Raw genomic sequence first — 13,410 nt, 5'->3', positions numbered from 1 at the left:
GCGCGCCCGGGGTGCACCGCCCCCCGCGCGCCCCGCCCCCCCCCACCCCCCCCCCCCGCCCCGGGGGGCCCCGCGCTGCCCCACCACCCATACAAAAACACCCCGGCCCCCCAACCACCCGGGGGCCCACCCCGGTGAGCTACGGACTACAGCGTCCGGTGATCAGGCGGGGACGATGTTCTCCGCCTGCGGGCCCTTCTGGCCCTGCGTGACGTCGAACGTGACCCGCTGGCCCTCCTGGAGCTCACGGAAGCCCTGGGTGGCGATGTTCGAGTAGTGGGCGAACACGTCCGGACCGCCACCGTCCTGCTCGATGAAGCCGAAGCCCTTCTCCGAGTTGAACCACTTCACGGTTCCCTGTGCCATGACTGTCTCCTTCTGTAAGGCAGAGGCCCCATCCGGAGATGCCGGTAAAACGAATAATGCGCCTGCGGAAAAACATTCCGGTCAGGCGCACATAGGTTCATGGGTACCACAACTGCAACACCTCAACCGTAGCACGGTCCGGCCTTCAGGGCCTGATCGACACGGGCGTGTCGCGCGGACACGGTGCGGACACGCTCGTCGGCACGCTGCTCTCCTTCCTCGCCTACGCCGTCCTGACGCCCCCGGGTCAGGCGCGGGCGGCCGGTGCGGACAGGGCGTGCAGGCGGAGCGCCAGCTGTATCTCCAGGGCGCGGGGCGGCGACTGCCAGTCCGGGCCGAGGAGCCGGCCCACCCGCTCCAGCCGCTGGGCCACCGTGTTCACGTGGACGTGCAGGTCGTCCTTGGTACGGGCCGGGCTCATGCCGCTGGCGAAGTAGGCGTCCAGGGTGCGCACCAGATCGGTGCCGCGGCGCCCGTCGTACGCGACGACCTGGCCTATCGTCCGCTCGACGAAGCCGCCGATGTCCCGCCCGTCGGCGAGCAGCAGGCCCAGGAAGCCGAGGTCCTCGGCCGCCGCGCCCTCGCCCGCGCGGTGCAGCAGCCGCAGCGCGTCGAGGCAGCGGCGGGCCTCCTGGTACGCGCCGGCCACCTGGTCCGGGTGGTCGAGCGGGGCCCGTACCGGCGCGGAGGCTCCGACGGTGACGGGTTCGCGCAGGGCGCCGCCCAGCTGGGCGGCGGTCTGCCGGGCCAGTTCGGGGGCGTCCTCGCCGGGGCCCAGCGGCAGCAGCAGGACGGTGCCGCCGTCGCGGGCGGAGGCGAGGCCGTGGCGGGTGGCGGCGAGGTGGGAGGCGGCGGACCAGAGCCGCTGCCGGTCGGCGCTCTCCCGGCCGGACGGCTCGGTGCCGCCGTCGGGGGCGGTCCGGTCGACGCGGGCGGCGAGCACCACGTGCGGGGCGTCGCTGTCGGTACGGAGGCGGGCGGCGCGCTCGCGGAGCAGGCGGCGGTCGCGGTCGGGGGCGTCGAGGAGGTCGTCGAGCAGCTCGCCCCGGACCCGCTGTTCGGCCTCGCCGGCCGAGCGGCGGGCGAGCAGCAGCAGGGAGGTGACGAGCGCGGCCCGCTCCAGGGTGCGCAGGTCGACGGGGTCGAGGTCGGGCCGGCCGCGCAGGACGAGCGCGCCCAGGTGCTCGCCGCCGGCGGAGACGGCGGCGACCCAGTCGTCGCCGTCGCGGACCGCGTGGCCGCCGGCGCGGCGGGCGGGGCCCGCGGCGGTCTCGGTGAACTCGACGGTGCCGCCGAGGACCTCGGAGACGGCGTCGGCGACGTCGTGGACGCCGCCGCCGCGCAGGACCAGCTCGGAGAGGCGGTCGTGGACCTCGGAGGCGCGCTCGATGACGGCGCTGTGCTCGCGGATGATGTCGTTGGCCCGCTCCAGCTCGGCGAGGGCGGAGCGGGTCTCGGCGAGCAGGTTGGCGGTGTCGATGGCGACGGCCGCGTGGGCGGCGAAGGAGCCGAGGAGGGCGACCTGCTCGCGCTCGAAGACCCTGGCCCGGCGGTCGGCGGCGAACAGCACCCCGATGACCTGGCTGCCGAGGCTGAGCGGCACGCCGAGGATGGCGACGAGGCCCTCGTCGCGGACGGCGGTGTCGATGGTGCGGGTGTGCTGGAAGCGCTCGTCGTCGAAGTAGTCGTCGGTGACGTAGGGGCGGGCGGTCTGCGCGACCAGCCCGCCGAGTCCTTCTCCCATGCCGAGCCTGAGCTGCTGGAAGCGGGCGGAGACGGAGCCCTCGGTGACCCGCATGTAGGTGTCGCCCGCCGCCGGGTCGTTGAGGCTCAGGTAGGCGACCTCGGTGCCGAGGAGGGCGCGGGCGCGCTGGACAATGGCGCGCAGCACCGCGTCGAGGTCGCGGAGTCCCGCGAGGTCGTGGGCGGTCGCGAAGAGGGCGGACAGCTCGGCCTCGCGCCGCCGCCGGCCCTCCAGCTCGGCGCGGACGCGCAGGGCGAGCTGTTTGGCCTCTTCGAGCCCGGCCAGCGCCTCGGGGCCCGCGCCGCTCGCGCGGGCGAGGAGCACGGGCCGGTCGTATGCCTCCGTGGCGGCTCCCCGGGTGAGGAGTTCCAGATAGGAGACGTGTTCGTGGGACATGGACACAGGGATACCCGGCGGAGGTGGGCCCGCACCACCCCTGTGGACGAAGCCTGTGGACGACCGGTGCCGGGGGCGCATCGGCCTAGTGGGCGGTCCAGCCGCCGTCGAGGGTGAGGGAGGTGCCGGTGACGAAGGACGCCTGCGGGCTGCAGAGGTAGGCGACGGCCTCGGCGACCTCCTCGGGCTCGACGAGCCGCTTGAGCGCCGAGTCGGCGAGCAGGACCTCGGCGAGGACGCGGTCCTCGGGGATGCCGTGGGCGGCCGCCTGGTCGGCGACCTGCCGTTCGACGAGCGGGGTGCGGACGTAGCCGGGGCTGACGCAGTTGGAGGTGACGCCGTGCGGGGCGCCTTCCAGGGCGGCGGTCTTGGAGAGGCCCTCCAGGCCGTGCTTGGCGGCCACGTAGGCCGACTTGTAGGCGGAGGCCCGCAGGCCGTGCACGGAGGAGAGGTTGACGATGCGGCCCCAGCCCTGGGCGTACATGTGCGGGAGGGCGCCGCGGATGAGCCGGAAGGGGGCTTCCAGCATCACGGTGAGGACGGTGTGGAAGACGTCGGTCGGGAAGGCCTCGATGGGCCGGACGAGCTGGAGTCCGGCGTTGTTGACGAGGATGTCGGTGCCGGCCGCGGCCTCCTCGGCGGCGTCCAGGTCGGTGAGGTCGAGCAGCCGGGCTTCCACGGTCCCGGGGAGGCCGCCGGCCCGGGCGGTCAGTTCCGCCAGCCCCTCGGCGGCCCGGTCGACGGCTCTGACCCGGGCCCCGGCGGCGGCGAGCCGCAGTGCGCAGGCGCGGCCGATGCCGCCGGCCGCGCCGGTGACGAGCGCGGTGCGGCCCTGCAGGTCGAGGGCGAGGGCGGCGGGGGCGACGGGGACGCTCATGCTCCGCACCCTATGAAGGGCCCGCCCCCGCGCCGATGTGCCCGCGGCCCATGCTTCAGCCGCCGTGTGTGGTGCGGAACCATGTCGGTTCGTCAACGAGCGCCTTCTCGATCCGGCGGTGGGAGAAGCCCTTCAGCTCAGGGAGCGCGTCGACCGCGAACCAGCCGACGTCGATCGACTCGTCGTCGTTGACCCGGGCCTCGCCGCCGACGGCCCGGCAGGCGAAGGCCACGTCCATGTACTGGCAGATGTCGCCGTTGGCGTAGACGACGGGCTTGCGCAGGGTCTCCACCAGGAGGACCCGCTCGGGCACGCAGACCACCCCGGTCTCCTCCTCGACCTCGCGGACCACGCAGTCGGCGGGCTGTTCGCCGGGGTCGACGATGCCGCCGATCACGGCCCACGCCCCGGTGTCGGCACGCCGTCCGAGGAGGATCCGGCCGCGGTCGTCGAAGACGACGGCGCTGACGCCGGGCAGGAAGAGCAGCTGGTGCCCGGCGGTCCTGCGGAGTTCTCGGATGAAGTCAGGGGTAGCCATGCGGTCGACCCTAGATCATCCGCCGGGGCGGTCCCGGGGCTCAGGCCCGCGCGCGCCGGGCCCGTACGGCACGGGCCGCGGCCCAGCCGAGTCCGGCGGCGGCGACCGCGGCGAGGAGGGCCTCCGGGAGGGTGCCGAGCCGGGTCGCGGGGGTCTGCGTGGACCGCAGCGGCACCTCCTCGACCAGGTAGTCCGGGGTGAACATCGCCGTCCTGGAGACGATCTCGCCGTCGGGGCGGATCACGGCGCTGACGCCGCTGGTGACCGGGACGACGACCGCGCGGCTGTGCTCCACGGCCCGCACCCGCGACATGGCGAGCTGCTGGTAGGTCATCTCGCTGTGGCCGAAGGTGGCGTTGTTGCTGGGGACGGTGAGCAGCTGCGCCCCGTGGGTGACGGTGTCGCGGACGGCCCAGTCGAAGGCGGCCTCGTAGCAGGTGGCGAGGCCGACCTCGGTGCCGGCGAGGTCGAAGACGCCGACCTTGTTCCCGGGGCCGAAGTCGCGTGCCACGCGGTCCACGTTGCTGTTGAAGAGTCGGACGACCGAGCGCATCGGGATGTACTCGCCGAACGGCTGGACGTGCCGCTTGTCGTAGGTGGCGACGGGTCCCTTGCCGGGCTCCCACTGGATGAGGGTGTTGCGGAGCTTGCCGGTGGGCGGGGAGATCACGGCGCCGATGACCGTGGGGGCCTTGACGGCCTCGACGGCGCCCTCGATGACGGCGGCGGCGTCGGGGTTGGCGTACGGGTCGATGTCGGAGGAGTTCTCCGGCCACAGGACGAAGTCCGGCTGGGGCTTCGTCCCGGCCTTCACCTCGGCGGCGAGTTCGCGGGTGCGCGCGGCGTGGTTGTCGAGGACCTGGCGCCGCTGGGAGTTGAAGTCGAGGCCGAGGCGGGGCACGTTGCCCTGGATGGCGGCGACGGTGGCGGTGCCGTCCTCGGGGGCGTCGCTGACGAGCGGCAGGGCGGCGACGGCGCCGGTGACCGGGACGAGGACGGAGAGCGCGGCGGCGGCGAGCGGTCCGCGCGGGACGGCGCCGGTCGAGCGGTGGAGGCGGACCAGGCGGACCGCCTCGTAGAGGCCGAAGCCGCACAGGGCGACCGCGAAGCCGAGCCCGGGGGTGCCGCCGACGGCGGCGAGGGGCAGGAAGATCCCGTCGGCCTGGCCGAAGGCGATCTTGCCCCAGGGGAACCCGCCGAAGGGCACGCGCGCGCGTGCCGCCTCGCCGAGGATCCAGACGCCGGCGGCGAAGACCGGCCACCACGGCAGTCGGGAGACGGCGGCGATGCCGAGTCCGGCGGCGGCGACGAAGAGGGCCTCGATGGCGGCGAGGGCGAGCCAGGGCACCGGTCCGACCTCTTCGCCGGTCCAGACGAGGAGCGGCAGGAGGAAGCCGAGCCCGGCGAGGTAGCCGAGGCCGAAGCCGGCGCGGAGGCGCCGCCCGTACAGGCTCCAGCCGAGGAGGGCGAAGGCGGGCAGCGCGAGCCACCACAGGGGGCGCGGCGGGAAGCTCAGGTAGAGCAGGACGCCGGAGAGCAGGGCCGCTCCGGGGCGGACGAACCGCGCGGCCGGGCCGAGGCGGCGCGACCGGCCCTCGGTCGCGGGGGTGTCGTCGGCGGCTCCGGCCGCTTCGGGGGTGATGGTGGTGCTCACCTTGCGGAGTGTACGGGGCGTGCCTGTTGACGCCTGGTCCGGCACGGTACGGGGGCGGTCGCCGCGCCCGGCCCGCTCGGCCCGTCCCACGCGCGCGTGTCCGTCAGGCGCCGGTGGGGGTCTGGGGCGGGGTGGGGTGGCGGAGGTGGCCGCGGATGGACTCGACCGCTCCCTTGGCGCCGTCGACGGTGACGGTGAAGGTGCGTCCGTCGGCCAGCCGCAGCACCAGGCCCTCGCCGCGGCGGACGACGACGGCGGTGCCGCGGTCGGGGCGCCAGCGGTAGCCCCAGCCGCCCCACTGGCGGGGGGTGACCGTGGGGGCGTAGTCGGCGTCGACGACCTCGGTGAAGGGGATGGTCCGGCGGGGGACGCCGATGTGGCCGCAGCGGACCTCCATGGCGCGGTCGTCGACGCGTACCTCCACGTGGACGAAGGCGAGGGTGCCGAAGAGGACGAGGAGTCCGGCCGCGACGCAGCCGACGACGGCCATGACGAGGGCGGCGATGCCGGAGGTCCAGGGGGATTCGACGGCGAGGGTGATCCCGAGCGCCATGCAGGCGGCTCCGGCGCCGGCGGCGATCCACTGGAAGCGGTTGGTCGCGCGGCCGGTCCACACGGCGGGCGGGCGCCCGCCGGCATGCTGCTGCCCGGATTGCCTCATATCGGGAAGACTACCCAGTCATGTCCGGTTCAGCGCGCCGGAGCGCAGTCGTCCGGCTACCGGGAGCGAGGGGTCAGAGCGAGGGGGCCGGGGCGGCGGCGATGAGCCGCCCGGCGGCGTAGTCGAGGGCGGCGGCCGGGAGCGGGCCGGGGCGGCCGCTCAGCAGCACGGAGAGGGTGCCGGTCGGCTCGGCGGCGGGGGCGGGTCCGGCGCCGATGCGGCGGAGGGCCTGGGCGACGACGGCGTCGGCGGAGCCGTGGAAGACGAGCGGCGGCAGCCCGGGGCGGCGGCGGGGGGCCAGGGCGGCGAGGATGCGGTCCTCGACGAGTTCGTAGTGGGTGCAGCCGAGGACGAGGGCGCGGACGTCCGGCGGGGTGAGCTCGGCGGCGGCGGCGACGGCGCGGTCGATGGCCTCGGGGTCGGCGTGCTCGACGGCGTCGGCGAGGCCGGGGCAGGGCACCTCGGTGACCTCGGCGCCCGCGGCGAACTCGCGGATGAGTCCGCGCTGGTAGGGGCTGCCGGTGGTGGCGGGGGTCGCCCAGATGGCGACCTTGCCGCCGGCCGCTGCGGCCGGCTTGATCGCGGGCACGGTGCCGATGACCGGGATGCCCGGTTCGAGGGCGGCGCGCAGGGCCGGGAGGGCGTGCACGGTGGCGGTGTTGCAGGCCACGATCAGCGCGTCCGGCCGGTGGGCGGCGGCGGCGCGGGCGACCGCGAGGGCGCGCCCGGTGAGGTCCTCGACGGTACGCGGTCCCCAGGGCATGCCGTCGGGGTCGTTCGAGAGCAGCAGCTCGGCGTCCGGGCGCAGCCGACGCACCGCGGCGGCTGCCGGGAGGAGGCCGATTCCGGAGTCCATGAGCGCGATCTTCACCCGGTCACCCTAGCCGATGGGCCCGGTATCCCCGGCGTTCTGGGGCAGACTGCGGCGAATGAGCACCCTTGCCTGGTTCGCGTGCGTCTCCCTGGCCGTCTGGGTCTGGCTCCTGCTCGGCCAGGGCTTCTTCTGGCGCACGGACCAGCGCCTGCCGCGGCCGGGCCGGAGCCACGCGCGCGTGGCTCCGGAGGACTGGCCCGGGGTCGTCGTGGTGGTGCCCGCGCGGGACGAGGCCGGGGTCCTGCCGCTGAGCCTGCCGTCGCTGCTGGCCCAGGACTATCCGGGCCGGGCCGAGGTGATCCTGGTCGACGACGGGAGCGCGGACGGGACCGGCCGGCTCGCCGCCGAGCTGGCCGCGCGCCACGGCGGGCTGCCGCTGACGGTGGCCTCGCCGGGGGAACCGGGGCCGGGGTGGACGGGGAAGCTGTGGGCGCTGCGGCACGGGATGGCGCTGGCACGCGCGCGGGGGCCGGAGTTCCTGCTCCTGACGGACGCGGACATCGCCCATGAGCCCGACAGCCTGCGCCGGCTGGTGGCCGCCGCGCTGGACGACGACCGGGATCTCGTCTCGCAGATGGCGCGGCTGCGGGTGGCGAGCTTCTGGGAGCGGCTGGTGGTCCCGGCCTTCGTCTATTTCTTCGCCCAGCTCTATCCGTTCCGCTGGATCAACGCGGCCCGGCCGCGCGCGACGGCGGCGGCCGGGGGCTGTGTGCTGCTGCGGACGGAGACGGCGGTGGCGGCCGGGGTGCCGGAGGCGATCCGTACGGCGGTCATCGACGACGTGGCGCTGGCGCGGGCGGTGCGGGCGGTCGGCGGCCGGATCTGGCTGGGGCTCGCCGAGCGGGTGGACTCGGTGCGTCCGTATCCGGGGCTCGGGGAGCTGTGGCGGATGGTGACGCGGAGCGCGTACGCCCAGCTCCGGTACGAGCCGCTGCTGCTCCTGGGGACGGTCGCCGGGCTCGTGCTGGTCTATGCGGTGCCGCCGGGCGCGCTGGTGGCGGGGCTGGCGTCCGGGGACGCGCCGGCCGCGTGGGCGGGCGGGGCGGCGTGGGCGGTGATGGCGGGGACGTACATGCCGACGCTCCGGTACTACCGTCTGACTCCGTGGACGGCTCCGCTGCTGCCGTTCACGGCTCTGCTCTATCTGTCGATGACGGTGGATTCGGCGGTGCGGCACTACCGGGGCCGGGGCGGGGCATGGAAGGGGCGGGTCTACTCGGGAAGCCGCGCGGCGGAAGGCGGTGAATTCGCTTCCCGACACGGGGAGTAACGCGGCGAATTCGGCGCGTGCGCGGGATGCCCTCGGGTGCCGGATTGACGATTCGGCATACCCAAGATCACTTCTCCCACTCCTTCCGGTCGCCTTTTCTTTATCCGTTCTTCATACCGGGCGCACTCCTCGGCGTCCCGTGCGCCGACCCGCCGGTAACCCCCTCTCAGCTCGGGTTTTGCGCGATCTTGGAACAACGGCCTGCCCGTTTTTGACGTGTTCGCTCGGGTTGGGGATCCGCGGCCGTCAGAACCCTGTCAAAGAAGGTGATGAGCAGGCTCCCCAATCGGCAGATCGTGGGCTTAACTTATGTGCCATGACCTCCCCCCGCTCCAGCTATGGAGGCGGTTACCAGACCGCGCCGTCCTTCCCGGACACCCCTATCTACGACTCCCTGGTCGCGGAGCGGGGCACGCCTCAGATCGCCCCGATCCGAGTGCCCGCCGCGTACGAGGCCCCCGTCGGCTACCAGGCCCCCATGCCGACCGGTTCCTACCTGCCGGCGCTGCCGGCGGCGCTGCCCGCCCTCCCGTCGGCGCCGTCTCCCCAGCCGGCGCCCGCGTACCACGGCGGCGGCGGGTACGGATACCCGCAGCCGGCCCCGCAGATGGCGCCCGCGCCGCTGCAGCCGGCGCCCACGCCGTACATCCCCCAGCAGCCCGCGCCGCCGCGCGGCTACCCGGGGGGACCGGTCCCGCAGCAGCCCCGCCCGATGGCCACCGGCTACGAGGCGATGCGCCCGGCCGCCCCGCGCCCCGCACCGGCGCCGGTCCCGGCTCCCGCGCAGTACCAGGACCCGTACAACCGCCCGTACCAGGGCGGCGGTTACTGACCGGCGCGGAGCCTGCCCCACCGGTGGCGGAGCGGCTGGCAGGATGAGGGCATGTCTGATCCCGTCCTCCGCTCCGTCCACGTCCATCCGGTGAAGGCCCTCCGCGCGCTCGACCGCGCGGAGGCCGAGGTGCAGCCCTGGGGCCTCGCGCACGACCGCCGGTGGGCGGTCGTCGACGCCACGGGCACGGTCATGACCCAGCGCCGCCACCCGCGGCTGGCCCTCGCGGCCGCCGAACCCCTTCCGGACGGCGGCCTGCGGCTGACCGCGCCCGGGCTCGAGCCGCTCCTGGTCCCGGTGCCGGAGCCCTCGGCCACGCTCACCATGGACATCTTCGACAAGACCGTGGAGACGGTGCCCGCCGGGGAGGCGGCCGCCGCCTGGTTCTCCGCCCATCTGGAGACCGACGCGCGGCTCGTGCACCTGGACGCGCCCGAGCACCGGCGCCCGGTGGACCCCGCCCACTCGCTCCCCGGCGACACCGTCAGCCTCGCCGACGGCTACCCGCTGCTCGTCACCTCCACCGCCTCCCTCGACGCCCTCAACGCCCTCGTCGAGCAGGGCGACCGCGCCCACGAGGGCCCGTTGCCGATGACCCGCTTCCGCCCGAACCTGGTCGTCGACGGGACCGCGCCGTGGGCGGAGGACGGGTGGACCCGGCTGGCCGTGGGCGACGTGACCTTCCGGGTGGCGAAGCCCTGCGGGCGGTGCGTGGTGACCACCACCGACCAGACCACCGCCGAGCGGGGCAAGGAGCCCCTGCGGACGCTGGGACGGCACCGCAACCTGAACGGCAAGCTCGTCTTCGGCCAGCTCCTCATCCCCGAGCACCGCGGCACCGTCCGCGTCGGCGACCCGGTGAAGATCCTCGACTGACCCCGCCCTCTCCCCCGTCCCCCTCTCGCTCGACAGGCGAACCGGGCGCCCCGCGGGCACACTCGTCCAAGGAGCGACGAACGAGGGGGTCCCGGCATGCGCGCAGTCACCGGACTCTGGCGCTGGCGGCACAATCCCCTGCGCCGGACGACGGACCTGGTCGAGGCGTGGGTGGCACTCGCCGCCGCCGTCCTGCTGTGCGTGGCGGTGCCCGTGGCCGGCTGGACGGTCGGCAGCTCCGCACAGCACTCCCTCCAGCGCGCGGTCCACGCCCAGCAGCAGGGGCGCGCGGAGACCACGGCCCGGGTCCTCCGCACCGCGCCGACGCCGGCCAGCGCCGCCGCGTCGAGCGAGCAGGCGGCCGAACAGCGGTTCCGGCGCGCGGTGGTGGCCCGCTGGACCGCCCCCGACGGCACCACCCGCACCGGGACCGTCACCACCTCCCGGACCAACGCCACGCCCGGCGACACCTTCTCCCTCTGGACCGACCGGGACGGCCGCCCCGTCACCGCCCCGCTGGCCGGCGACACGGCCCGGGCCCACGCCTTCGTCGCCGCCCTGACCGCCGCCGTCCTCGCCGGACTCGGCGTCGAGCTCGTCCGGCGGCTCGTGATGCGACGGCTCCGCCACCGCCGTTACGCCCGCCTCGACCGCGCATGGGCCTCGGTCGGCCCCGACTGGGGACGCACCGGCACCGGAAGCTGAGCTTCCGTGCCTCGTCCGGGTACGGCTCGACGACCCGTCAACCCCGCGCCTCCGCGCGCGCTACGGTGGGGCATCGGATCCACGATCCAAGAGATTGGATCCGGGAAGTTGGATCCGGGATCCAGGAGATTGGATCCATGATCCGGGATCCGGGATCCGTGATCCAGGATCCGTGATCCGGACTCCAGGATCCGGTTCAGCGTCGACGCACGAGGCGGGGGCAGAGCACACCCATGGCACAGGGCACGGTCCAGGTGACGCACACCGGCACGTCGCGGTGGCGGCGCCGCACGGGCGAGTACGCCTCCCTCGCCGCCGCGCTGGAGGCGGCCGGTGACGGCGACATCCTCACCGTCGCGCCCGGCACGTACCGCGAGAACCTCGTCGTGACCCGGGCGGTGACGCTGCGGGGGCCGGAGGACGGGGCGGGGCCGGTGCGGATCGCGCCGCCGGACGGGGTGCCGCTGACGCTGCGCGCGTCGGCGATCGTGCAGGACCTGCACATCGAGGGCCAGGACGTGGCGGCGCCCGCGCTGCTCGTCGAGGACGGCACGCCGGAACTGCTCGACCTCCGGATCATGACCCGCTCGGCGGCCGGGATCGAGGTGCGCGGCCAGGCCCGCCCGACCGCCCGCCGCTGCACGGTCGACAATCCGGCCGGGGTCGGCATCGCCACCGTCGACGGCGCCGGCGGGGTCTTCGAGGAGTGCGAGGTCGTCTCCGCCGGGCAGGCCGGGGTGTCGGTGCGCGGCGGCGCACACCCGCGGCTGGAGCGCTGCCGGGTGCACCACGCCTCGGGGGCCGGGATCGCGGTCACCGGCGAGGGCAGCGGACTCGAAGGCGTCGGCTGCGAGGTGTACGAGATCAAGGGCGCCGGGCTGCAGATCGCGGCCCGGGGCAGCGCGCACCTGGTGGACTCCTCCGTCCACCGCACCTCCGCCGACGGCGTCACCCTGGACACCGACGCCGTGCTCACGCTCTCCGACTGCGACATCCACGACGTGCCGGAGAACGCGGTGGACCTGCGGTCCCGTTCGGTGCTCACGCTCACCCGGTCGACGGTCCGCCGGTTCGGCCGCAACGGGCTGTCCGTCTGGGACCCCGGCACGCGCGTGGACGCCCATCAGTGCGAGATCCACGACAGCACCGGCGACTATCCGGCGGTGTGGGTGAGCGACGGGGCGAGCGCCGTCCTGGACGCGTGCCGGGTGCACGACGTGCCGGACGCGCTGTTCGTGCTGGACCGCGGCTCCCGGGTGGACGTCGTGGACAGCGACCTCACCCAGGTGCGGAACACCGCCGTGTCGGTGAGCGACGGCGCCACCGCCCAGCTCGACGACTGCCGGATCAAGGAGGCGTCCACCGGGGCGTGGTTCCGCGACCACGGCAGCGGCGGCACCCTCGCCAACTGCACGGTGGACTCGGTGCAGACCGGTGTCATCGTCACCAAGGGCGCCGACCCGACGGTCGACCGCTGTGTGGTGACCTCCCCCGCCGAGGCCGGTTTCTACGTGTCGGCGGAGGGCCGCGGCACCTTCCACGGCTGCCGGGTCACCGGCAGCGGCGGCTACGGCTTCCACGTGATGGACGGCTGCCGGACCGTGCTGCGCCGCTGCCGGACCGAGCGGTGCGCGCGCGGCGGGTACGAGTTCCCCGAGGACGGGCCCGTGGTCGAGGACTGCACGGGCGACGAGAGCGCCGTCCGCACCCCGCCGGTGCCCGAACCGGTGGTCCCCGCCCCGGTCCTGACGGCCGGCCGGCACTCCCCCGGCCTGCTCGGCGCCTTCCCCACGGCGCGCGCCACCGCCCCGGCGACGCCCGCGCCCGCGCCCGCGCCCGCCGCGGTGCCCGCGCCCCGCTCCTCGGAGGACGTGCTCGGCGCGCTGGACGCGCTGGTCGGCCTGGACAGCGTCAAGCACGAGGTGCGGACGCTGACCAACATGATCGAGGTCGGCCGAAAGCGGCAGGAGGCCGGCCTGAAGGCCGCCTCGGTCCGCCGCCACCTCGTCTTCACCGGCAACCCCGGCACCGGCAAGACCACCGTCGCCCGGCTCTACGGCGAGATCCTCGCCTCGCTCGGCGTGCTGGAGCGCGGGCACCTGGTGGAGGTCTCCCGGGTGGACCTGGTCGGCGAGCACATCGGCTCGACCGCGATCCGCACCCAGGAGGCGTTCGACCGGGCGCGCGGCGGCGTCCTGTTCGTGGACGAGGCGTACGCGCTGTCCCCGGAGGACTCGGGCCGGGACTTCGGGCGCGAGGCGATCGACACGCTGGTGAAGCTGATGGAGGACCACCGGGACGCGGTGGTGGTGATCGTCGCCGGCTACACCGCCGAGATGGAACGCTTCCTGACCGTCAACCCCGGTGTGGCGTCCCGCTTCTCACGGACCATCAGCTTCGGCGACTACACGCCGGAGGAGCTGCTGCGGATCGTCCGGCAGCAGACGGACGAGCACGAGTACCGGCTCGCGGAGGGCGCGGACGAAGCCCTGCTCACGTACTTCGAGAAGCTGCCGAAGGGCCCGGCGTTCGGCAACGGGCGGACCGCGCGGCAGACCTTCGAGTCGATGGTCGAGCGGCACGCGGGCCGGGTCGCGGTGCTCGCCGAGGCGAGCAC

Annotated in this window: 12 protein-coding genes; 5 read left to right on the top strand and 7 right to left on the bottom strand. The window is 74.8% G+C overall.

Annotation, left to right across the window (positions count from 1 at the left end; genetic code table 11):
- Positions 1-162: 162 nt before the first annotated feature.
- The 7 genes from ACFW1I_RS35570 to ACFW1I_RS35540 all read right to left on the bottom strand — a co-directional run bounded on the left by ACFW1I_RS35570 (position 163) and on the right by ACFW1I_RS35540 (position 7,107).
- Complete coding sequence (locus ACFW1I_RS35570; RefSeq protein WP_031013754.1) at positions 163-366, bottom strand: cold-shock protein; 204 nt, start codon at positions 364-366, stop codon at positions 163-165.
- Between the two features lie 247 nt (positions 367-613).
- Positions 614-2,506 (bottom strand): helix-turn-helix domain-containing protein, encoded by a 1,893-nt coding sequence (locus ACFW1I_RS35565; protein WP_384677770.1) that lies wholly within the window; start codon positions 2,504-2,506, stop codon positions 614-616.
- 85 nt (positions 2,507-2,591) lie between these two features.
- Positions 2,592-3,383, bottom strand: a complete 792-nt coding sequence (locus ACFW1I_RS35560) for a 3-hydroxybutyrate dehydrogenase (RefSeq protein ID WP_384677768.1) — start codon at positions 3,381-3,383, stop codon at positions 2,592-2,594.
- A gap of 55 nt (positions 3,384-3,438) precedes the next feature.
- On the bottom strand, positions 3,439-3,921 hold the full coding sequence (locus ACFW1I_RS35555; protein WP_384677767.1) for an NUDIX domain-containing protein: 483 nt from the start codon (positions 3,919-3,921) through the stop codon (positions 3,439-3,441).
- 40 nt (positions 3,922-3,961) lie between these two features.
- Positions 3,962-5,575 (bottom strand): apolipoprotein N-acyltransferase, encoded by a 1,614-nt coding sequence (gene lnt, locus ACFW1I_RS35550; protein WP_384677765.1) that lies wholly within the window; start codon positions 5,573-5,575, stop codon positions 3,962-3,964.
- Between the two features lie 103 nt (positions 5,576-5,678).
- Positions 5,679-6,236, bottom strand: a complete 558-nt coding sequence (locus tag ACFW1I_RS35545) for a hypothetical protein (protein WP_384677763.1) — start codon at positions 6,234-6,236, stop codon at positions 5,679-5,681.
- A gap of 73 nt (positions 6,237-6,309) precedes the next feature.
- Positions 6,310-7,107, bottom strand: coding sequence for a glutamate racemase (locus ACFW1I_RS35540; RefSeq protein ID WP_384677761.1), 798 nt, complete (start codon positions 7,105-7,107; stop codon positions 6,310-6,312).
- Positions 7,108-7,165: 58 nt separating this feature from the next.
- Between ACFW1I_RS35540 and ACFW1I_RS35535 the strand changes: the two genes are divergently transcribed.
- From ACFW1I_RS35535 to ACFW1I_RS35515, 5 genes are all read left to right on the top strand, one after another.
- Positions 7,166-8,380 carry a glycosyltransferase gene (locus tag ACFW1I_RS35535; RefSeq protein WP_384677759.1) on the top strand — a complete coding sequence of 405 codons (1,215 nt, stop codon included), beginning with the start codon at positions 7,166-7,168 and terminating at the stop codon, positions 8,378-8,380.
- A gap of 316 nt (positions 8,381-8,696) precedes the next feature.
- The gene (locus ACFW1I_RS35530; RefSeq protein WP_384677757.1) at positions 8,697-9,212 is read left to right on the top strand and encodes a DUF6643 family protein; all 516 of its coding nucleotides are present in this window, start codon (positions 8,697-8,699) and stop codon (positions 9,210-9,212) included.
- Positions 9,213-9,263: 51 nt separating this feature from the next.
- Entirely contained in the window at positions 9,264-10,088 is an 825-nt protein-coding gene (locus tag ACFW1I_RS35525) for an MOSC domain-containing protein (RefSeq protein WP_384677755.1), read from the top strand.
- Between the two features lie 96 nt (positions 10,089-10,184).
- Positions 10,185-10,793, top strand: a complete 609-nt coding sequence (locus tag ACFW1I_RS35520; protein ID WP_384677753.1) for a hypothetical protein — start codon at positions 10,185-10,187, stop codon at positions 10,791-10,793.
- A 233-nt stretch (positions 10,794-11,026) separates the two neighbouring features.
- A partial coding sequence (locus ACFW1I_RS35515) for a right-handed parallel beta-helix repeat-containing protein (RefSeq protein WP_384677751.1) occupies positions 11,027-13,410 on the top strand: 2,384 nt, incomplete at its 3' end.

This window comes from Streptomyces sp. NPDC058955 (genome assembly GCF_042741435.1).
Lineage (GTDB): Bacteria > Actinomycetota > Actinomycetes > Streptomycetales > Streptomycetaceae > Streptomyces.
The sequence above is the reverse complement of the archived record's forward strand: the minus strand, read 5'-3'. Positions and strand labels throughout refer to the sequence as shown.